At 44.8% G+C, this 24,537-nt stretch carries 23 protein-coding genes; 7 read left to right on the forward strand and 16 right to left on the reverse strand.

What is annotated here, in order from left to right; genetic code table 11:
* Positions 1-179: 179 nt before the first annotated feature.
* Entirely contained in the window at positions 180-1,526 is a 1,347-nt protein-coding gene (locus tag RBH91_RS12010) for a sodium-dependent transporter (RefSeq protein WP_307891751.1), read from the reverse strand.
* 215 nt (positions 1,527-1,741) lie between these two features.
* On the opposite strand from RBH91_RS12010, the gene RBH91_RS12015 reads away from it, so the two are divergent.
* Positions 1,742-2,722: a bile acid:sodium symporter family protein gene (locus tag RBH91_RS12015; RefSeq protein WP_076764212.1), complete on the forward strand. Its 981-nt coding sequence runs from the start codon at positions 1,742-1,744 to the stop codon at positions 2,720-2,722.
* Positions 2,723-2,750: 28 nt separating this feature from the next.
* Here the strand turns inward: RBH91_RS12015 and odhB are convergent, their stop codons facing one another.
* From odhB to RBH91_RS12045, 6 genes are all read right to left on the reverse strand, one after another.
* Positions 2,751-4,013, reverse strand: coding sequence for a 2-oxoglutarate dehydrogenase complex dihydrolipoyllysine-residue succinyltransferase (gene odhB / locus RBH91_RS12020; RefSeq protein WP_307891752.1), 1,263 nt, complete (start codon positions 4,011-4,013; stop codon positions 2,751-2,753).
* Positions 4,014-4,027: 14 nt separating this feature from the next.
* Positions 4,028-6,862, reverse strand: a complete 2,835-nt coding sequence (gene sucA, locus RBH91_RS12025) for a 2-oxoglutarate dehydrogenase E1 component (protein WP_076764208.1) — start codon at positions 6,860-6,862, stop codon at positions 4,028-4,030.
* Positions 6,863-7,276: 414 nt separating this feature from the next.
* Positions 7,277-9,190 (reverse strand): vWA domain-containing protein, encoded by a 1,914-nt coding sequence (locus RBH91_RS12030; protein ID WP_307891753.1) that lies wholly within the window; start codon positions 9,188-9,190, stop codon positions 7,277-7,279.
* Positions 9,191-9,200: 10 nt separating this feature from the next.
* Positions 9,201-10,091, reverse strand: coding sequence for an ATP-binding protein (locus RBH91_RS12035; RefSeq protein ID WP_307891754.1), 891 nt, complete (start codon positions 10,089-10,091; stop codon positions 9,201-9,203).
* Between the two features lie 104 nt (positions 10,092-10,195).
* Positions 10,196-10,789, reverse strand: coding sequence for a superoxide dismutase family protein (locus RBH91_RS12040; protein ID WP_307891755.1), 594 nt, complete (start codon positions 10,787-10,789; stop codon positions 10,196-10,198).
* A gap of 120 nt (positions 10,790-10,909) precedes the next feature.
* Positions 10,910-12,214: a C40 family peptidase gene (locus RBH91_RS12045; RefSeq protein WP_307891756.1), complete on the reverse strand. Its 1,305-nt coding sequence runs from the start codon at positions 12,212-12,214 to the stop codon at positions 10,910-10,912.
* Between the two features lie 1,118 nt (positions 12,215-13,332).
* Here RBH91_RS12045 and RBH91_RS12050 point away from each other — a divergent pair.
* The gene (locus RBH91_RS12050) at positions 13,333-14,691 is read left to right on the forward strand and encodes an MATE family efflux transporter (RefSeq protein ID WP_307891757.1); all 1,359 of its coding nucleotides are present in this window, start codon (positions 13,333-13,335) and stop codon (positions 14,689-14,691) included.
* Positions 14,692-14,942: 251 nt separating this feature from the next.
* On the opposite strand, the gene bshB2 is transcribed toward RBH91_RS12050, so the two are convergent.
* The 4 genes from bshB2 to rarD form a co-directional block, all read right to left on the reverse strand.
* Complete coding sequence (gene bshB2, locus RBH91_RS12055) at positions 14,943-15,608, reverse strand: bacillithiol biosynthesis deacetylase BshB2 (protein ID WP_148957647.1); 666 nt, start codon at positions 15,606-15,608, stop codon at positions 14,943-14,945.
* 16 nt (positions 15,609-15,624) lie between these two features.
* A complete protein-coding gene (locus RBH91_RS12060; RefSeq protein WP_076763901.1) occupies positions 15,625-15,975 on the reverse strand; it encodes a YojF family protein in 351 nt (116 codons plus the stop codon).
* A gap of 1 nt (position 15,976) precedes the next feature.
* The gene (locus RBH91_RS12065) at positions 15,977-16,252 is read right to left on the reverse strand and encodes a hypothetical protein (RefSeq protein ID WP_307891758.1); all 276 of its coding nucleotides are present in this window, start codon (positions 16,250-16,252) and stop codon (positions 15,977-15,979) included.
* Positions 16,253-16,326: 74 nt separating this feature from the next.
* Complete coding sequence (rarD, locus tag RBH91_RS12070; RefSeq protein ID WP_307891759.1) at positions 16,327-17,259, reverse strand: EamA family transporter RarD; 933 nt, start codon at positions 17,257-17,259, stop codon at positions 16,327-16,329.
* Positions 17,260-17,339: 80 nt separating this feature from the next.
* Between rarD and RBH91_RS12075 the strand changes: the two genes are divergently transcribed.
* Both RBH91_RS12075 and RBH91_RS12080 read left to right on the forward strand, forming a co-directional pair.
* On the forward strand, positions 17,340-17,792 hold the full coding sequence (locus RBH91_RS12075; RefSeq protein ID WP_076763905.1) for an Hsp20/alpha crystallin family protein: 453 nt from the start codon (positions 17,340-17,342) through the stop codon (positions 17,790-17,792).
* Positions 17,793-18,048: 256 nt separating this feature from the next.
* A complete protein-coding gene (locus RBH91_RS12080) occupies positions 18,049-18,747 on the forward strand; it encodes an expansin ExlX (RefSeq protein WP_076763907.1) in 699 nt (232 codons plus the stop codon).
* A gap of 121 nt (positions 18,748-18,868) precedes the next feature.
* On the opposite strand, the gene RBH91_RS12085 is transcribed toward RBH91_RS12080, so the two are convergent.
* The 3 genes from RBH91_RS12085 to RBH91_RS12095 form a co-directional block, all read right to left on the reverse strand.
* Positions 18,869-19,162: a hypothetical protein gene (locus tag RBH91_RS12085; protein WP_307891760.1), complete on the reverse strand. Its 294-nt coding sequence runs from the start codon at positions 19,160-19,162 to the stop codon at positions 18,869-18,871.
* A gap of 65 nt (positions 19,163-19,227) precedes the next feature.
* Positions 19,228-19,971, reverse strand: coding sequence for an SDR family oxidoreductase (locus RBH91_RS12090; protein WP_307891761.1), 744 nt, complete (start codon positions 19,969-19,971; stop codon positions 19,228-19,230).
* Positions 19,972-19,976: 5 nt separating this feature from the next.
* A complete protein-coding gene (locus RBH91_RS12095) occupies positions 19,977-20,300 on the reverse strand; it encodes a transcriptional regulator YodB (protein ID WP_307891762.1) in 324 nt (107 codons plus the stop codon).
* A 134-nt stretch (positions 20,301-20,434) separates the two neighbouring features.
* On the opposite strand from RBH91_RS12095, the gene RBH91_RS12100 reads away from it, so the two are divergent.
* A complete protein-coding gene (locus RBH91_RS12100; RefSeq protein ID WP_076763914.1) occupies positions 20,435-21,055 on the forward strand; it encodes a nitroreductase family protein in 621 nt (206 codons plus the stop codon).
* Positions 21,056-21,100: 45 nt separating this feature from the next.
* Here RBH91_RS12100 and RBH91_RS12105 read toward each other — a convergent pair whose 3' ends face one another.
* On the reverse strand, positions 21,101-21,706 hold the full coding sequence (locus RBH91_RS12105) for an alpha/beta hydrolase (RefSeq protein WP_076763916.1): 606 nt from the start codon (positions 21,704-21,706) through the stop codon (positions 21,101-21,103).
* Positions 21,707-21,712: 6 nt separating this feature from the next.
* Positions 21,713-22,633 (reverse strand): ring-cleaving dioxygenase, encoded by a 921-nt coding sequence (locus RBH91_RS12110; RefSeq protein ID WP_307891763.1) that lies wholly within the window; start codon positions 22,631-22,633, stop codon positions 21,713-21,715.
* A 162-nt stretch (positions 22,634-22,795) separates the two neighbouring features.
* Between RBH91_RS12110 and RBH91_RS12115 the strand changes: the two genes are divergently transcribed.
* Both RBH91_RS12115 and RBH91_RS12120 read left to right on the forward strand, forming a co-directional pair.
* Positions 22,796-23,020 carry a DUF3311 domain-containing protein gene (locus tag RBH91_RS12115; RefSeq protein WP_404802441.1) on the forward strand — a complete coding sequence of 75 codons (225 nt, stop codon included), beginning with the start codon at positions 22,796-22,798 and terminating at the stop codon, positions 23,018-23,020.
* Positions 23,020-24,501 (forward strand): sodium:solute symporter family protein, encoded by a 1,482-nt coding sequence (locus tag RBH91_RS12120; RefSeq protein WP_307894725.1) that lies wholly within the window; start codon positions 23,020-23,022, stop codon positions 24,499-24,501. The genes RBH91_RS12115 and RBH91_RS12120 overlap by 1 nt, the downstream gene beginning before the upstream one ends.
* Positions 24,502-24,537 lie beyond the last annotated feature (36 nt).

Below are 24,537 nucleotides of genomic sequence, written 5' to 3' on the forward strand. Positions count from 1 at the left end.
TTCATTGCTTTAAGACGTTCCTGCTTAATGGGCCAATAGATGTTAAGGGTATTAGCTGATGGCAAAGAGAACTGGCAGACACTGCATCAGCGCTTTCAATACGATTATAGAACATTCGTTCGCATTTATCAACTATCATAATGAAAAAACCCCTAAACCTTTTGTTTAGGGGTTTTTTCTTAATGTTTGAATACACCAATTACATCTAAAAAGACGACGATAATGACGATCGGCGCGACGTAGCGAATCAAGATAAGCCAGGCGGCAAACCATTTTCTGCTGATCTTGGAGCCCTCTTTCAGTTCTGCGAACAAGTCGTCTTTCGGTATTTTCAGCGGAACAAAAACGGCGATTAACAAGGCTCCGAGCGGCATTAAAATATTGCTGACGAGATAATCGGCTGCATCAAAGATGGACAGATTGAAAATCATCACATTTTGAAGCACGCCGTATGACAGCGCTGATGGAATGCCGAATAGGAAAATCGCAATTCCGCCGATCCATGCGAAAACCTGTCTTTTTTTAGCATCTCCTTTTGATAAGGCAGAAACCAGAATTTCAAGCATTGAAAAAGCTGAAGTCAATGTAGCAAATAAAAATAACAAAAGGAAAGCCAATAAAAAGACAATTCCTAAAGGCATCTGATGAAAAACAGATGGCAGCACATTAAATAAAAGCATCGGCCCCGCATCCGGAGATAAGCCGAATGAAAAAACGGCCGGAAAAATCGCGATTCCCGCAAGAATAGCAACAGATACGTTTAGCAATGTAACTGAAAGAGCCGATTGCGCCAGGTTTTCCTTTTTAGACAAATAAGAGCTGTACGTCACCATAACGGAAACTCCAACGCTCAATGAGAAAAATGACTGTCCCATCGCAAACAGAATCGTCTCGGTTTTGATATGGGAAAGGTCAGGCTTTAAGAAAAACGTTAACCCTTCCATTGAACCAGGAAGTGTAACCGAGCGGACAATCAAGAGCAGGAAAATAATAAAGAGAGCCGGCATCATAAACTTGCTCGCTTTTTCAATTCCGCTTCTGACCCCTTTTGCAACAACCAGGATCGTCATGATGATGAAGATCAGCTGACTGCCTAAAACGAGGTAAGGATTTGCAATCGTTTCTCCGAAGATGTTCGCATAATCCGTACTTCTTGACAATTCACCCGTTAATCCTTTGAAAATATAAATGATGATCCAGCCGCCGACAACACTGTAGAAAGACAGCAGAATAAAGCATGTGATAATACCGAGCCTGCCGATCCAATGCCAAAGCGAACCGGGTGCAAGCTCCTTATAGGATTCAACGGCATCTTTTTGTGTCTTTCTGCCGATAATAAATTCCGCTAATAATAAAGGAAGCCCCACTAATAAAGTAAAAAGAATAAAAATAAGTAAAAACGCTCCGCCGCCGCTTGTCCCGGCAACATAAGGAAACTTCCATATCGCACCTAGCCCGATTGCCGAGCCGGCCGAAGCTAAAATAAATCCAAGCTTTGATGACCATATATTTTGTTTATTTTCCACTAAAGCACCTCTTCTTCTCAGGTCTAATTGCACATTAGGCTACAAATTATCATTTTAAAAAGCATAAACGAATTCGTCAAGGTTTTCAAACATTTCTTTCAGTTTACATAATATTATTATTGTCTATATAATTATTTTTTCTTCATGTTGAATTATTCAGAATATTAATTATAATAGGAGAATGTTAGATTTTCTACTAGTGAGGAGCTGGATATATGAGTCATTTCATCAAAATCAGTCAATTTGCAGGAAAAACCTTTGCCATCTGGGTGATCTTATTTGCAGTGCTTGGTTTTGCATTTCCTACGTCCTTTACTTGGATCAGCCCATATATCACTATCCTGCTCGGTGTGATCATGTTTGGCATGGGACTGACTCTGACGGCAGATGATTTTAGAGAGTTGTTGAGAAATCCGCTGCACGTACTGATCGGCGTATTCGTTCAATATACCGTCATGCCTTTAATCGCATTTGGACTGGCCTATGGACTCGGCCTGCCTTCTGAAATTGCAGTCGGTGTCATTTTAGTCGGATGCTGTCCAGGGGGAACAGCGTCAAATGTCATGACATTTTTAGCAAAAGGCAACACGGCACTGTCTGTCGCCATTACGACGGTCTCCACTTTGCTCGCGCCTTTTTTGACGCCGTTTCTTATTTTATTTTTTGCGAAGGAATGGCTTCCCGTATCTCCGGGATCATTATTTGTGTCGATTTTGCAAGCGGTGCTTATACCGATTATTGCAGGGCTGATCGTCAGGTTTTTCTTTAAAAAACAGGTCGAAAAAACGGTGCAAATACTGCCGCTTGTGTCAGTGATCGGGATTGTCGCCATCGTCTCCGCCGTTGTCGGGGGCAACCGGGAAAATATCATACAGTCAGGGCTGATGATTTTTGCCGTTGTCATTCTCCATAATGGCCTCGGTTTGTTTCTCGGATTTGTGTTAGCCAAGTGCTTTAAAATGGATTATGCATCACAAAAAGCCGTTGCGATTGAAGTGGGGATGCAAAATTCGGGACTCGGGGCCGCGCTTGCCACCGCCCATTTTTCTCCGCTTTCCGCAGTTCCAAGCGCTGTATTCAGCGTCTGGCATAACCTGTCAGGCTCATGGCTTGCGACATACTGGTCCAAAAAAATAAAAAAACAGGAGAATGACGAACATTCTCCCGTCCCGCAGATCATGGACAAAAAGCTTTGACCGCGTAAAACGGTCAAAGCTTTTTTATTTATCCTTCTAATAGAAGCTGTTCTGGATCTTCCAGCAGGTTTTTAATTGTGACTAAAAAGCCTACCGCCTCTTTGCCATCGACAATCCGGTGGTCATAAGAGAGCGCGAGGTACATCATTGGACGGTTTTCGAAGCGCTCTTCGTCAATTGCGACAGGACGCAGCTGGATTTTATGCATTCCCAAAATACCGACTTGCGGACTGTTTAAAATCGGAGTTGATAAAAGCGATCCAAATGTTCCTCCGTTCGTAATCGTGAATGATCCTCCTTGCAGTTCGCTGAGCGTGAGCTTGTTGTTTCTCGCTTTTTTCGCAAGCTCTCCGATATCTTTTTCAATATCGGCAAAGGTTTTGCGGTCTGCATCGCGAACCACAGGAACGACGAGACCATCAGGAGCGGCAACCGCGATCCCGACATCATAAAACTTCTTGATGACAAGTTCATCGCCTTGAATTTCCGCATTGAGGAGCGGATATTTTTTCAGGGCAGCGACGACGGCTTTTGTAAAGAAAGACATGAAACCAAGCTTTACATCATGCTGCTCAAGGAATTGGTCTTTCCGGCGCTTTCTGAGATTCATGACGGCCGTCATATCCACTTCGTTAAATGTCGTCAGCATAGCGGCGGTGTGCTGAACTTCAACGAGGCGCTTGGCAATCGTCTGTCTCCGGCGCGACATTCTTTGCCGTTCAACCGGTTTCGCTGCGTCTTCAGTTTGTTTGGCGGCCGGAGCCTGCACTTCACGTTTTGGCTCAGCCTGAGCTTTTGGCGGCTGCTCATTTTGTTGGTAGGATTCCACATCCTGCTTTCTGACCCTTCCCAGCGGATCGCCAGTCGGAATTTCTGATAAATCAATGCCTTTTTCACGGGCGAGCTTTCTGGCAGCCGGAGAAGCGACCGGTCTTGCTTTTGCTGTCTCGGTTTGATCAGTCGCGTCTGCTGCAGGCTCATCTTTCTTCTCCGGTGCTGCCGGTTTTTCTTCCGAAGCCTCAGCCTGAGGAGCTGAGGCTTTGCCTCCTTCTCCCTCGCCTTCTGAAATCGTGCCGATAATTTCGCCAACCTGAACAGTGTCTCCGGACTCTTTCAGCACTTCCTGAAGAACGCCGGATTGTTCTGCCGTTAATTCGACATTGACTTTATCCGTTTCCAGCTCAAGCAGGAATTCCCCTTGTTCCACATAATCTCCCGGTTGTTTCAGCCATTGGGCTATCGTTCCTTCTGAAATTGATTCCGCTAATTCAGGTACTTTAATTTCCGCCATTTTTCAGTTCCCCCTTAATTTTTGCGAGTCAAGCTATCAGATACAATGCGTTCCTGTTCCTTTTTATGAACGGTCGGATCCCCTTCTGCCGGACTTGAACGCCTTCTTCTGCCAATATAGCGCACTTTAATGTCTTTTGGAGCGATTTCTCTTAAATATGGCTCAATATAGTTCCAGGCTCCCATATTTTGCGGTTCTTCCTGAACCCAGACGATCTCTTCCAAATTCGGCAGCTTGCCGAAGAACGCCTTGATATGTTTTGCCGGGAATGGATAAAGCTCTTCGACCCGTGCAATGTGGAGCCAATCTTTTTCGGTTTCCATCTTATTAAAGTAATCGCTGATATCGATCGAAACTTTACCGCTTGAAAGGACAAGGCGCGTCACTTTTTCATATTGATGGGACAGACCGGACATTTCGTAAACCGGCTTAAAGTTGCTGTCGCTCAGTTCCTGCACTTCCGAGACGGTATTCGGATTCCTCAGCAGGCTTTTCGGCGTCATGATGATCAGCGGCCGGATTTCCTCGCGAAGCAGCATCTTCGCCTGCCTTCTTAACACATGAAAATACTGAGCTGCACTTGTCAGATTGGCAACGGTCCAGTTATTTTCTGCTGCAAGCTGCAAGAAGCGCTCCGTTCTGCCGCTCGAATGTTCAGGCCCCTGACCTTCATACCCGTGAGGCAGCAGGACGACAAGCCCTGATTTTTGCCCCCATTTCGCCCTTCCTGCGGAGATAAACTGATCAAAGTAAACCTGTGCTGCGTTTGCAAAATCTCCAAACTGTGCTTCCCAGATCACCATCGTTTCCGGCGAAGAAACGTTATATCCGTATTCGAAGCCGAGAACAGATCCTTCAGAAAGCGGGCTGTTGTGAACCGCAAATGACGCTTTCGTATCTGCAAGGCGATGCAGAGCGATGAATTCGTCCCCTGTCTTGCTGTCGTGAAGAACAAGGTTGCGATGTGCAAACGTGCCGCGTTCTGAATCCTGGCCGGTCATCCTTACAGGTGTGCCGTCTTTCAAAATAGATGCAAACGCCAGCGCTTCTGCAAGCGACCAATCGACTTTACGGTCATCATCAAACGCTTTTGCGCGACGTTCAAGAATCCTTTTCAGCTTGCCGAAAACATTGAAGTCTTCCGGCCATGAAACCAGTTCTTCATTTATCTTGCGCAGGACGTCAAATTCAACAGATGTATCAACCTCTGGAAAGCCGTTGGAAACCGGTTCCGGAAGAACGATTTCATGCGTCATGTCTTCCTTCTTGGCCGGGACTTTACGATAGGCTTCCTCTAAACGCTTCACGACGGATTCCTGAATCTTATCAACGGTTTCTTTTTCAATCGTGCCGTTTGTGATCAGCTTTTCTGCAAAAATGTTCTTAACCGTCGGATGTTTTCTTACCGCATCATAAAGCATCGGCTGTGTCGCCGACGGCTCATCCATTTCATTGTGTCCGAAACGGCGGTAGCCGATCAGATCGATCAAAAAGTCCTTATTGAAGGTCTCGCGGTATTCGATGGCAAGCTGAACCGCTGAAAGGCAGGCCTCCGGATCATCGGCATTCACATGCACAATCGGAATTTCAAAGCCTTTCGCAAGGTCGCTCGCATACTTCGTTGATCTCGATTCATTGCTTTCGGTTGTAAAACCGATCATATTGTTGGCGATGATGTGAATCGCTCCGCCAACCTGATAGCCCTTCAGCTGGCTCAGGTTCAGCGTTTCAGAGACAATTCCTTCTCCTGGGAATGCCGCATCACCGTGGATCAGGATCGCCAAAGATTTTTTGACGTCTTGAACCGGGTAGCCGCTCTCTGTTCTCGTTTCCTGGGCGGCCCTTGTAGAGCCCTCTACGATCGGATCGATGAACTCAAGGTGGCTCGGGTTGTTCGCCAGCGTGATGCGCGCCGCTTTTGTCTGTTCATCCTGAATCTGCCGGTCTGCACCAAGGTGGTATTTTACATCACCTGTCCAGCCGTAATTGATCCCGATTGAACCTTCTGACGGGACAAGATCTTTGTTCGGGGCATGCTGAAATTCGGAAAAAATGATTTCATAAGGCTTTCCGAGCACATGCGCCAAAACGTTCAGGCGGCCTCTGTGCGCCATTCCGATATTAATGCTTGTCGTTCCCGAAGAAACCGATTCGGCGATAATATCATCCAGCATTGGCACAAGCGCATCAAGACCTTCAATTGAAAAGCGTTTTTGTCCGACAAACGTTTTGTGGAGAAACTGTTCAAGGCCTTCAACTTCTGTCAGCCTTCTTAAAACCTCTATTAATTTCTCTTTTGATTTTGGGGTGAATAATTCTCCCGACTCGATCTTTTTCATCAGCCAGTTGCGCTCTTCAAAGATATGCACATGGTCAAACTCAAAAGAAATCGATTTTTTGTATGTGTTCTTTAAGTACTGGATGGCTTCTAAACCGTTTGTTACATCTTTAGGGGCATCTTTGCATAAGACCGATGCCGGAATTTTTTCCACATCCTGCTTGGTTAAACCGTACTCAGCAAGCGGAAAAAGCTCTTGTTTTTCCTGTGTTTTTCTTAATGGATTGACGGAAGCGTTTAGATGGCCATAGGTTCTAATATCTTCTGCAAGTTTTATCGCCGATGCGATTTTTTCAATGGATTCAGCCGTGAAATTTGCCTCTCCTTGTGTTTCAGAGGCGGCCCTCATTTCGCCCGGGGGAGCTCCGAGATCGTCAAACATCCCTTTCAAGTCAGGATCTAAGCTCTCTGGATCCTTGACATACTGATCATAAAGCTCCAGCACGTAGCCGAGGTTCGGACCGTGAAATTCTTCCCAAGTCATTCTTTGTTTCATATTATTTTGAAACATTTGAACATTACCCCCAACCTAATAATCAAGTGAACAATTCACTATCTTAATATATCTTCTGAACCCTTTGCCCAGAAATATGTAATAAAAACGCTTCCACGTACATTTTACCACTGATTTTCATTTGTTTCTACACAGATTGTTCAAATAAAATTAAAAAATCATCTTGAAAAATAAAAAATTCTATAATTTTGAACATTCAGACCAATCACCCTTGTCAGCAGCTTTATATATTCACTATATTTCCCCTTCTTGGCTATTTTTTAACAGATAGAATATAACTGAATGTGCTGTATACTCCAAATCTCAATTTTTAAAAATTAAAGTTGATAAAGATAATAAAAATTGGCTTATCTCATCCTTCTGCTTCTATTAAAAACAGATGGCCGCGAGTTGTGCAGCCACCTGTCATCACTATCTTATACTTTTGTTCAAGAGCTTTTTTAAGAGCGGATACAGCACATCTGGAAGCTGGTCAACGTCAGGGACGAAGAGGCTGTACTTTCCGTACATATCCTGTATCGTTTTGATTTGCGACTCCTCGATTTCACTGTTTGATAAAAACACATTAATCACTTCAATGTTTCTTTTTCTCGCTTCCATCACCGCTTCATGCGTATCGACGATTCCGTTTTGTTCATAATTAAAGGCGGCCGGCTCCCCGTCTGAAAAGACAATCAAAAATTTTTGCGCTTCACTTCTTTGGACGAGCATTTTCGTCATTTGTCTGATCGCATAACCGTCCCTGTTGTCCTCCTCGGGTTCAAGCTGCATAATGTGCGGCCCGGCGCCTTCTTTTAAGGAATCTGAGAAAGAGACAGCCGTATGAAAATAGTTGGGCTGGCTCGTCTCTGTCGCATCATTCGTATCCTCCCAAAAACCGACGATTTGATGAGGGACTGATACCGATTTGAGCGCTTCATGAAACAGGACGATGCCTCTTTTCGTCTCCGCCATTTTATCATGCATGCTTGCTGAACAGTCGACGAGCAATGTAAAGACAGCGTCGATTTCAGTCGACGGTTCTTGCTTTTTGTAAAAGAGCCGCGGATTCCGCTCAGTAAAATACCTTAACAGCTTATTGTTCAGCCTTCCGGCGTGCAAATCTGTTCTGGGCAGTGTTTTTTTATGCTCCAATGTTTTGTGAATCATCTGTTTCAGCCGCTTCTGATACGCTTCGATTGTCTTTGCCTGGCTCTGGTATTCCAAGACGTCTTCATTTGAAGGTTGATCAGGCGTCTTAAAAATGGAAAAAGCGTAGCGGTTTTCTTTGCCGCCGTTGGTCCCGCCGGTGTTCGGTTCATTTTGGACAGATTCAAGCGATTCCAGCTTCGAATAGTCTTTCCTTTTCGTCTGTTTCGCCGTTCCCTGCACTGTACCGAGCGCTTGGTCGCCATCTTCTCCTTCTCTTAAAGCGCCTCCCGTTATATCCGTTTTTGCGCCGTGCTCCAGGTCAAATTGCAAAAAGCTCTTGGCTGGGGCTTCCGTTTCCCTGTGCCATGTCGGCATTTCTTCTTCATGAACTTCTTCATCCCCCGAGCTTTTCTCTTCCAATGTCAAATCTTCGCTCAGCTTTGGCTTTGCTTTTAAATCATCAAAAAGAGATTCTTCATCAACATGTTCGTAATCCAGTTCAGGAAAAAAGAAGTACGTATTCAGCATATCTTTTTGAAGAACCTCTTCAAAGCCTTCCATTAAATGTTTCACAATTGAAACGACATCTCCGGTCGAATGTGCTTCATATACACGGTTCAGCTGAGCTTCAATAAATCCTTTGAGCGGATCAATCGATTCATGAATAACAGGAATGTCTTCAAGCGGCGACTCGGCCGTCAGTTTGACATAGATTGCGCAAAACAGTGCATCCGTAAAAATGCTCCGCTCCAAATTCAGGGTCAGCTGGGTCTTAAAATGTTTTCGATACATGCTTCTGCGGCTTGAAAACACCGCTTTTGTTCCCGGCCGCTCTTTTTTGATGGACTCTTCGATTCTGATATCCTCAAAAAGCATAAACAGCTGCTTTGCTAGACTCTTAAACTGAAAATGCCGGACGGCATCCAGCATACTTGCACATTCGTTCATCGAGCTGTAGCGGGTGCCGATGGACCGCAGGTAGACATCGCTTTTCAGGCCGGCTACCATGTCCCGATAGGCTCGGTCTTTCCAAAAGTGGCTCATATAGACCTTTTTCTCAAACGGATTGTAATACGACTGAACGCCATACTCCACTTCAACCTGATCGCTTTTCGCCAGCGTTTTTGCCAAATCCGTCAGCTCCATAAACAGAAGAGAGTCGATCTTACTGTCATTGAATTTAATAAATTTCATGAAAGAACCCTCATTCAAACAAAGTTTGGGCGATATTGCGGACGGCCGCTTTTTCCCGTTCATCGTCAAGCTTTTCCACAATGCCCCGCTCGATTGCGCGAAGCGGCGGAATGTATGACGCCAGATCGCAAGTATCCAGCAGCGCCCTGATCGAAGCAGCCTCTTCAGACACTTGTCCGTTGTGCGCCTGTGTCATTAAATCTGAAGACAGGGTCACAAACTGGCTGAGCAGCTTCTCGTCTTTTAATTCAGATTGTGTCTCAAGCACGCGCCTTAACAGATCACCTTTAATATATGGAACATCAATAATGACAAAACGGTTTTTTAATGCCTCGTTTAACGGAACGGTTCCGACATATCCTTCATTGATGGCTGCAATGACGCCGAATCCGTCTTGTGCTTTTACGACTTCGCCTGTAAACGGATTTGTCATCATTTTCCGATAATCCAGCACCCCGTTTAAGATAGGCAGGGTTTCCGGTTTCGCCATGTTGATTTCATCAATATATAGAAAGTGGCCGTGGTTCATCGCTTTTGTAACAGGCCCCTCAATAAATTCAATGGAGGCGTTTCCGTCTGTATTTTCGATCGTTTTATAGCCGACAAGCGCCTCCGCATCAAGGTCGACAGAACAGTTGACACTGTGCATCGGTTTTTGAAAATAAGCGGACAGCGTTTCGGCAAGCTTTGTCTTACCAGAGCCTGTAGGGCCTTTTAATAAAACATTTTTTCCGAGCGCCAGCGCGATCAACGCATCGTAAAGAACGGCCCTGTCCTCGGCTTCATAGCCGGGCGTTCCGATCAATGATTGAAACTCCTCGCCGGCCGGTTTGGCGGCAGACTGAATCAGCCGCTCTTTCATTTTCTCAGGCAGCTCTAGTTCGTGCAGATCATATTTCATATGTTGTAAGTTCCTTTCTAAAAAGCGTCTTCTATGAAGAGTATACTAAACATCAGACGATTTCCTCAATATATATGACTGCTGCCTTTCCCCGCCGAACCGGTTTATTCCCTGCCGCTGTTTGTAAGAGCGCCGCAAACCATTCGATCACCGGAGTTTCCGGACGGATTCGTCAAATCATCATCCTGGTGCTCATGAATAATAAAAGCGCTCCCATCCTGATCAAGCAGGCTGAATTTGCTTGACTTGTCCAAGGTGACATCCGGTGCATTCACAACGACATCCACTTTGCCGTCCGCACCGACTTCAATATTCGGCAGGTCGCCGGCATGGTGTCCTTTTGGATTGTTAAAACCGTGCTCCTTTTGCGAAGGATTAAAATGTGCACCAGCGCTTTCAAAGTCAGGCTTTCTGCACTCACCGGTTTCATGGATATGAAAAGCAAGCAATCCCGGCGGCAGATCATATGCGGCAACTCGAATATCAAGCCCTTCAGACGCTGATTCAGAAACTTCAATAAAGCCCGTTTCAGTACCGTCGCGTTTAATGAGCGGCACTTTCAAAGGCTGTGTCACCGGTTCAAATGTTTCTGTATGCTCTTGTTCCGCATTCTTTTGCTCAAGCTCTTTCTGCTGTGTGCATGCTGATGCCGAACAAACGAAAATTCCCGCCAACAGCACTTTGAATGAACGATTCAACTAGTGATCCCCCCTTATCTTTTTTCACTTAGTTTAGACAAGGGAAGGATCTGATAAACCTTTCCTTCAAGCAGCATGCTCGGACAATCTGCAACAAAAAAAGCCATATAAAATGGCTTTTTAAAAAGAATATCGTTTAGCACCGAGGTAGCGCTGCTTCCAATAGGAATTGTTCATATCGCTGACGCTGACTCCGGAATCGTTAGCATTGATGAATGTTCCGTTGCCTAGATAAATCCCTACGTGTGAAGGGCCTGCTTTATATGTTGAGAAGAAGACAAAATCTCCTCTTGAAGGCTGGCTGACAGGTGTCATGGTATTCCAGTATCCGGCCGCACTCAGTCTTGAAACAGATGTGACTTTGTTCAGGGCATAATAAATGAAGCCGCTGCAATCAAAGCCTGATGGATTGTTGCCTCCCCATCTGTACGGAACACCTATATGTTTTTCCGCTTCCGCAATCATGCGCTCGACTTTGGCGCTTGTCGAAGTGCCGCTTGAAACAGAAGAGTTCGATGAGTTGGATGAAGAGCTTCCCGGAGATGCTGCATTTGATGCACCGGAGATCTTCAGTTTCTGCCCGACTTGTATCACATCAGTTTTCAAATTGTTGTTTTCTCTGATGCTCTGTACCGTCACGTTCAGCGAGTGTGCGATTTTCCACAAAGAATCGCCTGCCTTAACAGTGTAAGTCGTCGTTTTGGAGCTGCTGCTTGAGCTCGTTTTTTTAGAACTCGAAGACGAACCCGAAGATGATTGACTTCCGCTGGAAACCTTCCCTTTTACTTTAAGGACTTGGTTCGGGTAAATGGTGTCCGATTTCAAGCTGTTCAGCATTTTGATCTCAGCAACTGTCATATTCAAACCATTGGCGATTTTCCATAAAGAATCGCCCAGCTTGACTTTGTAGGTGCTGCTAGAACTGCTAGAAGCGCTTGAACTTTTTGAGCTTGAAGATGAACTGGAGCTTGAAGTCTTCGAACTGCTGCTTGAACTGCTGCTTTTTGAACTTCCTTTGACAGTCAGCTTTTGGCCGGGATAAATCATGTCACTGCTTAAACCGTTTAAGCTTTTGATTTCCTGCACGCTCGTCTTATAGTCTTTAGCGATCAGCCACAAAGAATCTCCCAATTTGACCGTGTAGGTTGTCCGTGCAGAACTTGAACTGGAGCGCTCGCTTTTCTTTTTTGTGCTGCTTTTTGATGTACTGCCTGGAACTTCCAGGGTTTGTCCGATATAAATGACTGTAGATGAAAGGTCATTGGCTTTTTGCAGAGCAGAAACACTTGTCTTGTACTCAGCTGAAAGTTTCCATAACGAGTCACCGTTTTTCACCTTGATGGTCTGGGCTTCTACCGGTGATGCAGCCAATGAAGTTCCAACTACCGCAGAGGCCGCCAAACCTGCTGCTATCTTCTTCTTCATAACCTTTTAACCTCCTCTTTCATTTTCATTCTCTCTATGTATGCCATTACATTTGCCGCTGCTTAAGATCACCCAATCAACACATGCTGGTGATCTGATCACCGTATGTTTGTCCTTGGCTGATTCCCCCTTTTATACTCTTAAGCACAAATGCAATTCACGATTTGTATCGGCTGATTTTAAAATTTTTTAATAGTTTTTTACAAATTCTATATTCAAAATACAGACTGATAGACACATTGACAAAAATCAACACCATTCAACAAACTTTCTATTTCCGGATGATCGAACGGCAGACACCAGCTTTTCATCTCAACTCCAAAAATCAATGACTCAGCAGAAAATCCCGCGTGAAAAACGGATTTCAAGGGGCGGAAGAAATGATTCATGAGACGGATCACGCTGAAGAAACGCTTTATACCGCGGTTTTTCGACGAGTTTCAGATCAAATGTCTTTCTAGAATCATGCGGCTGTCAGAAAGGCAAGGCGAACCTGAAAAGGTAAGAACGTTTTCATTCCCTTTTTCAAACGCCTGTTCATCTTCATCTGCGTCCAAGTGACAAACTTCCGAAGATGCTTATCCATACATTTCTATTTTTCAGCACAGAACTCCTTCATAAAACCATAAATTGACTATATCATACATTTTTTTTGCCAACATCCGGAATTCGGAGTGTCTTTTTTTTAGATCAAACGACGTTTTATCATTTTGGGATTCAGTTCTTAAAACCTATCTTAATAAAATAATAAATAGAAAAGTATATCTTAATGCTTAGAACTTTTTTCGTTTTATTAGACTTAATTACCTATTCATCATCAATCGAATGATAGAACATCATGAAAATGTGAAATTTGTCCGGCGCATTCTTTTTAGCGGCTGCTATGTATTCTTCCTGCTTTCATGTCGCATCTTAATGATATGGAGGTGATGTCATGACCATTCAAAAAATATGTCAGTATTTATGTTCCTTCCTGGGTGTCATATCTCTTTCCTTTATTTACGTACAGATGTTTAAAAAAACAAAACAGACAAAGAAAGATTAAGCAGACATTTATTGCATTTTATACATAACGTGTTATAATTTCTCTCGTTATCCAAAAGAAACGGGGAACATATATGAGGGAAACAAAGAATTTGCAGGAAAAAACGAAGCAATTTTTAACGATATTGATTCCGATTCTGATCACACAGGTAGGATTATCTTTGATCACGTTTCTTGACACGGTGATGTCCGGCAAAGTCAGTGCCGCCGATCTCGCCGGTGTCGCGATCGGGTCGAGTTTGTGGGTACCTGTTTATACAGGGCTGGCCGGCATTTTGACGGCTGTCACGCCCATTGTTGCACAGCTGATGGGAGCCAAGCAGCAAAAGGACGTTCCCTACACTGTGATTCAATCGATTTATGTGGCTGGTATACTCAGCATTCTTATCGTGACTTCCGGTTTTTTTCTGATTGATCCAATCTTGGAGAAGCTCCAGCTTGAGCAAAAAGTGTCTCTCATTGCGAAGCAATATTTGTCTTATCTCGGGTTCGGCATTTTGCCGCTGTTTGTGTACAACGTGATGCGCTGTTTTATTGATTCTCTCGGGAAAACAAGAGTAACAATGCTAATCACACTATGTTCTTTGCCAATCAATTTTGCATTAAATTATCTATTTATCTTCGGAAATTTCGGATTTCCCAAATTGGGAGGAGCCGGAGCAGGCTTGGCTTCCGCTTTAACCTATTGGTGCATTTGTCTGATTTCCTTATACATCGTTCATAGGAAAACTCCTTTTTATCAGTTTAGGGTTTTCGAATCATTCTACCCGTATTCGTTTGCCGAAAGTTTGAAACTCTTGAAAATCGGTCTTCCCATCGGGTTTGCAATCTTCTTTGAGACGAGTATTTTTGCGGCCGTCACCTTGCTGATGAGCCACTTTGACACCGTCACGATTGCGTCCCATCAAGCAGCAATGAACTTCGCTTCGCTTCTTTATATGCTGCCGCTCAGCGTCTCAATGACATTGACGATTGTCGTCGGATTTGAAGCCGGGGCAAAACGCTTTAAAGATTCGAGGGCTTACAGCTACCTTGGCATCTCGATTGCGGTTGGTTTTTCATTATTCACCGCGCTTATTATTTTATTGTTCAGACAGCAAATTGCCGGGATGTACGCAGCAGACCCTGAGGTATTGCTCCTGACAAAACACTTTTTGCTGTATGCATTGTTTTTTCAGCTTTCAGATGCAATCGCCGCACCGATTCAAGGAGCGCTCAGGGGGTATAAAGATGTCAACTATACCCTTGTCACAGCTTTGATTTCTTACTGGATCATCGGGCTTCCGGTCGGGTTTTTCATCGGCACATATACGCCGTTTGGAGCGTACGGATATTGGATCGGACTCATTGCGGGGCTTGCCGCAGGTGCGATCGGGCTTTTCTTCAGGCTCAAGCTTATCCAAAACCGCTTCATTCGCTACCACGGCACTTAAAAAAGGTATAGAGCATTTCGCTCTATACCTTCAGCGTGTCGACAAACCCTCGCATTCGTTGTCAGGCCTGCGCGTCGGTGCTCACGAATTCCAACATTCGCTCCGCTCCGATGCTCGCCCTTCCTAGACTGCAAAGGTTTTCGGGTCACGCTGAAAGGATGACAAAATCCTAAAACTTTAAACCGTTTTAGGATTTTGTCAACAATAAAAAGGTATAGAGCATTCCGCTCTATACCTTTTTATTTTGAATGTCAATCATTCCACTGATAGGTCCAAAATGTTTCTTTTTCAAACCACGTTTCTACGACAGGCTCGCCATTTGCCAATTTTTTCTCGATTTCTTTCAGCATGCCACCTGTCTGGGATTTGTGCGCTTTTAAAGCGTTCATTTTAACATCGGCTGCTTCTTTGATATCAAGAACGACATCAGGCTTGCCAAGCACCTCTTCCCTGTGGTGAGTGATCGCCATGCATAAAACGCGCGGCCGGTCTTCTTTCTTTTTGCGAGATAATGCACGGATGACCGCAGCGCCGCATGCATCATGATCGGGATGAACGCCGTGGCCGGGATAAAATGTTACAATCAGGCTCGGATCTACATCATCGATGACGGCCTCTATTTGATCGGCCAATTTTTCTTCATCTTCAAATTCGAGTGTTTTATCGCGAAAACCGAGCATGCGCAGATCTTGAACATCCATTGCACGGCAAGCATCGATCAATTCCTGCTTTCTGAGAAGAGGAAGAGTTTCCCGATTGGCAAAAAGCGGGTCCCCCATATTTCTCCCCATTTCCCCCAGCGTCAGACACGCATATGTCACAGGTATTCCTTCTTTGCGGTTTAAGGCCATCAAGCCGGCCACTCCGAATGATTCATCATCAGGATGCGGCAGGACTACTAGTAAATGTTTTTCCATCTATAACACCTTCTTTTTAGACTGCAAATGGCTTTTTGCTGATTTGAAGCGAAATGGCTAGCTTGCCGCCTGGCAAATAACCGGCAAGAAGCAGCCGTCCTTCATCATCAATTGTATAATCGGTGAGGCCCTCTGCGTAAATCCAGCCGTCTTCTGTTTTTAAGCCTGTACGATAGGGCCCGTTTCCCGTTATTTTTGCCCGGGAGCAGGCGACCTTCGCATTTCTGATGTATGCAACAACCGTCATGTTCTGCTCATCTTTATGGGCAGAATAAGATCCGGTTGTTGTCTCCAAATGAATGTAGACAGGCTGATGTAAAAACGTGTCTAATGAAGCCTGTACATCTTCCTTGTTGATTGCTTTCATGTTACTCCCTGCTTTCTCCATTTGATAATAGCTGCAAGCGTTCTGTATGCAGCTCAATCAGGTTTAGCTTTATATCTGTTTCTAAGGCGGAATTTAAAATACGCTGAACGGATTGAACATATTTTTCATACCTCGTCTTTCTGAGCCTTGGGTGTGTTCTGAGGTCATTCAGTTCATCATCAATCGCCTGATAAAGGGTCAGCTTCCCCTCTCCGTTCATCGTTCTGTTCTTCCAGAGGGTCAGATATGCCTTGAAAAGTTCAGGTTCGTTTGCCATACCAAATCGACCTCCGAATCCTCTCAATCATGTTTAATTATACATGACCGGCGCTTCTTGAAAAGAAAAAGGGCCTATGAGTGGTATGTTTTTTTTCTTTTAAGAAAAACCTTCGACTGCTTTTTCCATTTAAACTGTGAAAGAGTAAACAATACCAATGCAGCCCATATACAGGAAAAAGTAAAAGCTTTGGCGCTGCTAAAGGGTTCATGATAGACGAAAACCCCTAAACATAATGTAATGGTCGGAGCGATATACTGCAAAATTCCGACTTGGTAGAGCGGAAGCTTTTTGGCTCCTTCTGCAAAGAAAAGCAGCGGGATGGCTGTTAAAACACCGGCCAAAAACAGCAGCAGCATCGTGCCTATACTGGTTGATGCCGCCTGTGAATGCTCAGGGTGGCGGAAGAACAATAGATAGATGACGGCGACCGGCGCGATGATCATCGTTTCAAGGGTCAGCCCGATGGCACTCGTCAGCGCCGTCCTTTTTTTGGCTAATCCATAGAGCCCGAAGCTGAAAGCGAGCATAAGGGCAATGTACGGAACAGAACCGTATTGAACAGCGGAAATAAGGACGCCGGCTGCGGCAAGCAGAACTGCGGCTGTCTGCATCCGCGACAGCTTCTCTTTTAAAAATATGATTCCGAGCACGATAGAAACAAGCGGATTGATATAGTATCCGAGGCTTGCTTCAAGAATATAGCCGTGATTAACGGCCCATATGTAGACATACCAATTAACCGAAATCAATACAGAAGAAAACATAAGCGGAACAAGGGCCTTTCGATTGCCCCAAAGGGACTGGAACACTTTAACCCCGTTTTTCCATTGCCGCAGAACGAGGAGCACGCCGCACATAAAAACAAACGACCAAATGATGCGATGCGCGAGTATATCAAGGGCGGCTGTCTGATCAAGAACTTTCCAATACAATGGAAGCAGCCCCCATAGTAAATAAGAAGATGCTGTGTAAAAAATGCCTTTCATTTGAGATGAGTGATTCATGAGTGATTCTTTCCTTTCTTCATCACTTTGCGCGCTTTTTTGCATATACTGTACCGTCTATGTGAAAGGAAGTGTGACCCGTGTTTGATTGGCAACGCTTTTTTCCTTTTCAGCAATTTTCTAAGGACGGCTTAAAAAACGCTGACCCGAAAGATGTTGAACATTATATCCACCAAATGATGAAAAGCGTCTTTGGACCTGGCTATGCCGTTCAATTTCCTTTCCGCGACCCTCTCTCAAAAGAATCGCCGGCGGAAGACGAATCTGATCCAATTGACATCTTTGAAACGACTAGTCATGTGTTTGTCAAAATTCCGCTCACAAAAGAACAGCTTAACCTATTGAAAATTAAACATACTTCACAAGCCCTGATCATCGAAAACTACCCTGAAAATGGACGGGAAAAAAAAGTCATTCTGCCCTCTCTTGTACGCAGAAAAGGCACCAAAGCCGTCTTTAAGGACGGCATATTAGAAGTGATGTTTTTAAAAAACGAAGACTTCAACATGTCTGAAATCGACATTACTTTTTAAAAACGGCCGCGCTTGGCAAAAGCAGGCTGTTTTTCTTTCCATCTGCAAAAAATCTCCCTCCGATACATATTAACACTTGCCCTGAACGTCTATCATCTTATTTGCCTCGACCATGCGGCCTGTGCCATTTGAATTGTTATTTTAGTATATCTGGATCAAAAAATCTATGTATCTATTTCCTCTTTCGGCGGAAGTCAAATGACCTTTATAATGATAATGATTCTCATTTGAAAATATAAAACACAGGAGGATTTATATGAAAAAGAAGATGAGCATGTTTTTCACCGCAATGATTTTGACGATCCTTTGTTTTTCACCGCAGGCTTCGGCTGCATACAATGACTTGCACAAGGGGTATGCCACCTATACAGGATCAGGTTATTCAGGCGGAGCGTTACTCCTTGACCCCATTCCATCCAATATGGAGATTACCGCTTTAAATCCGACAGATTTAAATTATCGCGGCGTAAAAGCGGCGCTCGCCGGGGCTTATCTTGAAGTTGAAGGCCCTAAAGGAAAAACGACGGTTTATGTGACCGATCTATATCCGGAAGGCGCTCCGGGGGCCCTTGACCTTTCGCCCAACGCTTTTCGCAAGATCGGCGATATGAAAGACGGGAAAATCAATATAAAATGGCATGTTGTCAAAGCGCCGATCAAAGGAAATTTCACATATCGGATCAAAGAAGGCAGCAGCCAGTGGTGGGCGGCGATCCAAGTCAGAAATCACAAATATCCCGTTATGAAAATGGAGTACTATAAAGACGGAAAGTGGATCAACATGGAGAAAATGGATTACAACCATTTTGTCAGCACCAATTTGGGTACAAGCCCTCTTAAGGTCAGAATCACGGATATCCGCGGAAAAGTCGTAAAAGACACGATTCCAAAACTTCCAGAGAACGGAACATCCAGTGCATACACCGTCCCTGGGAAAGTGCAGTTCCCTGATTAATCAGCAAGTGCAAAACCGAAAATGATGAGACGGCGGCCAAATGCGGAAATCCGCAGCTTTGACCGCCGTTTCGTCTTGTATCATATCAAGTTTCATCTGATCAAGCTTCCAATCCGCTTTATCAATAGCCGGGTCCTGCCCCTCCGTACGGAGCTCCGCCCGGAACACCTCCATAAGGGACTCCTCCCGGGGCGCCTCCGTAATATGGACCCGCACCAGGTACGCCTCCGTAGTATGGTCCTTGATAAGGCGGCGGGTAAGCGTACGGCCTTGGATAGTTAAAAATCGCGCTTCCGAGAAATCCGCCCAGCAATCCGCCGACCAGCGGCGCTCCAAAACCCCAGAATAACGGGAATCTAGCCGGGTATCCGGCAGGACCTGATCTCGAATATCCATAAAGCATATGAGGGTTCATTGGCATTTATCCTCCTTTATGTCTGCCTATAGTCAAGGTATTCATAAAGTCGGGAAACGTTTGGGCTATTCTTCATAAATCATTTTTTTCGTCATTCCGCCGTCTACTGTTATGTTCGTCCCGTTAACAAACCTGTTGTCAGGATCGGTTAAATAAAAGCATGCCTTTACGATATCAAGCGGATGGCCGACTCTGTTGGAAAAATGCTGCTCATGATCTTTCGGTTTCAGGGAATCATCATGCTCCGTTTCGATCCATCCTGGAGAAATGCTGTTTACGACGATCGAATATTGGCTCAGCGATGCTGCTAAAGCGTGTGTTAAGGCGATGATGCCGCCTTTTGAAGCCGCATAAGCTTCAGCGTTCGCTTCAGACATAAACGCCCTTGTCGAAGCAATATTGACAATAGCCCCGCCTGTTTCTTCCTTCATTTTTATAGCCGCTTCTCTTGAGCAAAGGAAAACGCTTTTCAAATTGGTGTTCAGAACATCGTCCCATTCTTCTGAAGTCAGATCGAGCGGCGGCTTCCAGATTGATTTGCCCGCATTATTAATGAGCGCTGAAATGGCACGGCCGTTTTTTACAGCCTCATCCATCAGACGCTTCACGTCTTCTTCGTCAGTAACATCGGCATGTACAAACTGCACCTGGCATCCGGAAGCGGCCAGCTCTTTTTCCAGCTGTTCGCCTGTTTGTTTTAATACATCGGCAAACAGCACGGCATAACCTTTTTCGGCATATGCCTGCACAAGCTCTTTTCCGATTCCTTTTGCTCCGCCTGTGATGACGACTGCTTCTTTACCGTTCATCCCCCTCACACGCTTCCTTCTGCATCACAGTGGTGTTCGGCCCAGTTTTGTATCTCCTTCAGCACAGGCTTCAGCGCTATTCCTTTATCTGTTAATTGATAGATCACTTTCACCGGTGTTTCCGGCAGAACCTGGCGTTCGACTATCTCACCCTGTTCGAGTTCTTTCAATCGTTCAGCCAGCATTTTTTGGCTGATCATCGGTATCATCTCGGTCAAATCTTTAAACCGTTTAGGGCCATCCAATAAAACATGGATAATCAGTCCATTCCATCGTTTGCCGAGCAAAGAAAAGGCGGCTTCCATTTTAGGACACATTGTAAACCCCAATTCTCTCACCCCTCCATATCCAGTTGACAAATATAATGTGTACCATTAGAATACTCTTTGAAGTTACAAAAAGTAAGTTTCTAACTTTTTATCTAGCTCTATCATAACACGTTTATTCTAAAGGAGGAAGTCACATGACTTTATCGGACAACACTACGCTTAATTTATTGCAAGAGCGTTCATCAATTAAAGAATATGACACAAGCGTTTCCATTTCAAAAGAGGAACTGACAGAGCTGTTGAACATCACAACAAAAGCACCGTCAGCCTGGAACTTACAGCACTGGCATTTCACTGTATTTCACAGCCAGGAATCAAAAGACAGGCTTCTCCCGATTGCCTACAGCCAAAAACAAGTCAGCCAGGCATCTGCGGTGGTCGCTGTCTTGGGAGACTTGCAAGCAAACTTGAACGGTGAAGCCGTCTACGGTCCTTTAACAGAAGCCGGTTTTATGACGGAAGAAATCAAGCATACGCTGCTCGGACAAATTAACGGCGCCTATCAAAACAGTGCATTTGCCAGAGATGCCGCTTTTACAAACGCATCGCTTGCAGCTATGCAGCTGATGATTGCCGCAAAAGCCATGGGCTATGATACGTGCGCAATGGGCGGCTTTGACAAGGAGGCGTTTGTGAAAGAATTCAACATTGATGAACGCTATGTACCGGTCATGCTGATCTCAATCGGAAAACCGGCAAAACCGGCTCATAAAAGCAGCCGTTTCGATGTTTCCGAAGTCTCAACATGGCTGTAAACATGTGAAAAGCCTTAGTCCTGAAAAAAGGACTAAGGCTTATTTTTATGCTTTTAAATGTGTTTCATACCAAATTTTCGCCTCTTCAATTTCATGATGCGTGAGCTGGTGTCCCCCGTCTTCCCAATGAAGGAACACGTCTGCTGCGGCGTTTTTGAAATAGCCGGCCAGCTCGTTTGACTCTTGGGGCGGACAGAGCGGATCTGTTTTTCCAGCTCCAATAAAAATCGGGATTCCCGTCATGTCAGGCAGTTTTTGATTTCTTAAGGGCACCATCGGATGATGCAAAACAGCGCCTTTCAGTGCGTGTTCATAGAGAAACAGCAAGCTTCCGGCTATATTGGCGCCGTTTGAATATCCGACCGCCACCACCTGGCGCCTGTCGAATTCCAGTTCTTTTGCCGCTTGATCGAGAAAAGCATTCAATTCTTCCGTTCTTTTCATCAAATCTTTCTCATCAAATACACCTTCTTTTAAGCGCTTAAAAAAACGGGGCATGCCGTTTTCCAAAACATTTCCTCTGATACCGAGCAAATTGGCATTCGGATCTATCATCCTGCCGATCGGCAAAAGGTCGTGTTCATTCCCCCCGGTACCGTGCAATAGCAAAAGCGTGACATCAGATTGCCCTCTTTCAAAAATATGGTTCACTTAAAATCACTCCTTGTCCCATTTTGGAAGTATGCCTTCAATTTGACTGCGATGCTGTTCAAGCCATTTCGGCAACTTTAGCGATGTGCCGAGGCCTTCCAGTGTTTCATCAGCCAAAAAACCCGGCTCATCCGTAGCCATTTCAAATAGTATTCCGCCTTTTTCCCTGAAATAGATTGAAGTGAAATATTGGCGGTCAAGAATATCCGATGCGGAAAATCCGTTTTTTAAAAGCCGCTTTTTCCATTCCTTTTGTTCTTCTCCGTTCGTCCTGAAAGCAATGTGGTGAATCGTGCCGTATCCGCCGATGCCTCTTGGGCTTTCGCTGATTTTGACATCCAGCCGATTTCCGATTGTCGCGCCGGACTCCAGCCGGATAAACTCCCCTTCCTCTTCTTTTCTCTGATAGCCGAACGTTTCTTCTAAAAAGCGAATCGTCTCCTCAGGTCTGTAGCTGTTTAATGTGACGCCTTTTATCCCAGTGACCGCATAAACGGGAGAAATCTCCTCGGTTCCCCATGAACTTTGTCCGCTTTCCTCATCTTCCACGATGGCCAGCTGAAGCTCTTCAGCATCTTGAAAAAGAAGTACTTTTTCTTTAAAAAGCACGGTTTCCTGAACATCGATGCCAAGACGTTCCAGCCTCATCTTCCAGAATGGAAGCGCACCTTTTGGCACCGATAAATAAATTCTGCCCGCCTGCCCGTTTCCAACGGTACCCCGCATGCTTCCCTGAAAGGGGAAAAAAGTTAAAATCGTGCCGGGATCACCGGTCTTGTTTCCGAAGTAAAAATGATATGTGCCGGGATCATCAAAGTTAACGGTTGTTTTAACAAGCCTCATCCCCAATACGTCTGTATAAAATCTCAAATTCACCTTCGGGTCTTTCGCAAATGCAGTAACATGGTGAAGTCCTTCCGTTTTCATCATCATTCTCCTTTTATCTCGAATTCAAGATATTAATTATTGTAATGTTATGTTTCGCTTGATGCAAGACAGAAGTATTATTTAAAAAGTTTAAAAAATCATTTTTTTCTAATAATTATCTTGTGATTGAATCTGACACCTGCTATGATAATGAACATTAAAATGGCTAAAGGAGGAAAAAAGGTGAACAAACAGCTTTTCATATTGATTCTTTTTATCATCCCTTTTATCGGACAGCTCGTCTTGCTGCCGTACGTAAACCGGATTCATCCGATTATTTTCGGACTTCCGTTTTTCCATTTTTGGCTCGTGCTATGGATCGTGCTGACACCGCTGATTACATTGATGATTTACAAGATGGAGAAAAAAAACGGAGGTTATGAATGATGCAGGGAAATTTAACAGCGCTTTTGATAACGGCGGGTATTATTCTGACCGTTGTCTGCATTGGATTTCTTGCCGGCAGCAATAAGCAGTCCCGCAAATCGGTTGAAGAATGGTCTGTCGGCGGAAGACGATTCGGCGGGCTTCTCGTCTGGTTTCTCGTCGGCGCCGATTTATATACGGCCTATACGTTTTTAGGACTGACAAGTACGGCATTTACAAGCGGAAGCGTCGCTTTTTTTGCGATTCCTTATTCTGTGCTGGCCTATTTTATCGCCTACTTTTTTCTGCCGAAAATTTGGCATGTTGCAAAAGAACATAAACTGACGACTCTGGCTGATTATGCGAGGGAACGCTTCAGCAGCAAATTGCTGTCATCTCTCGTGGCAATTGTCGGCGTCCTGATGCTGATTCCATATATTTGCCTGCAGCTCAGCGGAATTCAAGATACGCTTCAGGTAGCCGGAACAGGTTACATTAACGTCAATGTCGTCGTGATCATCTCATTCATTCTTGTCGCGCTTTACACTTTTTTCAGCGGCATCAAAGGCCCTACATATACTGCCATTATTAAAGACATTTTAGTTTGGGTGATGATGCTGTTTATGGTCGTCTCTTTGCCGCTCATCCATTTTAACGGCTGGACGCCGATGATTGACAAATTGACAAGTGAAGCGCCGCACATGCTGACAATCCCTTCAGAAGGGCCGCGGGGAATCGCTTGGTTTATTACGGCTTCGATCGTTTCCGCCCTTGCCTTATTCATGTGGGCTCATGCGGCAACAGGAGTATTTACGGCGAACAGTGCGGATGCCCTCAGGAAAAACAGCATGTTTCTCCCGCTGTATAATATCGTGCTGATTTTAGTGATCTTTCTTGGGTTTATTGCGTTTCTCATTCTTCCTGATGACATTAACCCAAGGCTTGCTTTACTTTATTTGATACAGAACTCCTACGGGGGCGTCACACAAGGATTTGCCTATTCAACGATCGCATTGGCGAGTCTTATTCCATGTTCGATTATGGCGATCGGGGCTTCAAATCTGTTTGCCAATAATTTATACCGCGACTTGGTCAACCCCCGTGTTTCAGGAAATAAACTGACCTTGATCACCCGCTCAATGGTATTTGTGGTGATCGGGCTCGCGCTGTTATTCGGAATGCTGTTCCCGGCGGCGCTTGTGACGCTGCAGCTTCTTGGCGTATCCGGAATGGTGCAGATTTTCCCGGCCATCGTCATCAGCTTGTTCTGGAAAAATCAGACGAAGGAAGCGACGATCATCGGCCTGTTAATCGGACTGGCTGTAACGTTTACGGTCTATGTGACGAAATCATCATTCGGCATTTATGAGGGGTTCTGGGGGCTTGCGGCCAATCTCGTGTCTGTCGTGCTGCTGAATCCGTTCTTTGTGAAAAATGTAAAAGCAAACTCTGTCATCAGCTATTTGTTTGACGGAAAGAAAAGCGTGAAAAAAAGCGCATGATCACATAGCAAAACCCCTTACGACTGTATTAGCCGT

This window comes from Bacillus swezeyi, from assembly GCF_030908325.1.
Classification (GTDB): Bacteria; Bacillota; Bacilli; order Bacillales; family Bacillaceae; genus Bacillus; species Bacillus swezeyi.

Bases quoted from the DNA above. Each gene is read 5' to 3' on its own strand.
- RBH91_RS12015 (WP_076764212.1), top strand. From the start codon at position 1,742: ATGAGTCATTTCATCAAAATCAGTCAATTTGCAGGAAAAACCTTTGCC.
- odhB (WP_307891752.1), bottom strand. From the start codon at position 4,013: ATGGCGGAAATTAAAGTACCTGAATTAGCGGAATCAATTTCAGAAGGA.
- sucA (WP_076764208.1), bottom strand. From the start codon at position 6,862: ATGTTTCAAAATAATATGAAACAAAGAATGACTTGGGAAGAATTTCAC.
- RBH91_RS12030 (WP_307891753.1), bottom strand. From the start codon at position 9,190: ATGAAATTTATTAAATTCAATGACAGTAAGATCGACTCTCTTCTGTTT.
- RBH91_RS12035 (WP_307891754.1), bottom strand. From the start codon at position 10,091: ATGAAATATGATCTGCACGAACTAGAGCTGCCTGAGAAAATGAAAGAG.
- RBH91_RS12045 (WP_307891756.1), bottom strand. From the start codon at position 12,214: ATGAAGAAGAAGATAGCAGCAGGTTTGGCGGCCTCTGCGGTAGTTGGA.
- RBH91_RS12050 (WP_307891757.1), top strand. From the start codon at position 13,333: ATGAGGGAAACAAAGAATTTGCAGGAAAAAACGAAGCAATTTTTAACG.
- bshB2 (WP_148957647.1), bottom strand. From the start codon at position 15,608: ATGGAAAAACATTTACTAGTAGTCCTGCCGCATCCTGATGATGAATCA.
- RBH91_RS12060 (WP_076763901.1), bottom strand. From the start codon at position 15,975: ATGAAAGCAATCAACAAGGAAGATGTACAGGCTTCATTAGACACGTTT.
- RBH91_RS12065 (WP_307891758.1), bottom strand. From the start codon at position 16,252: ATGGCAAACGAACCTGAACTTTTCAAGGCATATCTGACCCTCTGGAAG.
- rarD (WP_307891759.1), bottom strand. From the start codon at position 17,259: ATGAATCACTCATCTCAAATGAAAGGCATTTTTTACACAGCATCTTCT.
- RBH91_RS12080 (WP_076763907.1), top strand. From the start codon at position 18,049: ATGAAAAAGAAGATGAGCATGTTTTTCACCGCAATGATTTTGACGATC.
- RBH91_RS12085 (WP_307891760.1), bottom strand. From the start codon at position 19,162: ATGAACCCTCATATGCTTTATGGATATTCGAGATCAGGTCCTGCCGGA.
- RBH91_RS12090 (WP_307891761.1), bottom strand. From the start codon at position 19,971: ATGAACGGTAAAGAAGCAGTCGTCATCACAGGCGGAGCAAAAGGAATC.
- RBH91_RS12100 (WP_076763914.1), top strand. From the start codon at position 20,435: ATGACTTTATCGGACAACACTACGCTTAATTTATTGCAAGAGCGTTCA.
- RBH91_RS12110 (WP_307891763.1), bottom strand. From the start codon at position 22,633: ATGAAAACGGAAGGACTTCACCATGTTACTGCATTTGCGAAAGACCCG.
- RBH91_RS12115 (WP_404802441.1), top strand. From the start codon at position 22,796: ATGGCTAAAGGAGGAAAAAAGGTGAACAAACAGCTTTTCATATTGATT.
- RBH91_RS12120 (WP_307894725.1), top strand. From the start codon at position 23,020: ATGCAGGGAAATTTAACAGCGCTTTTGATAACGGCGGGTATTATTCTG.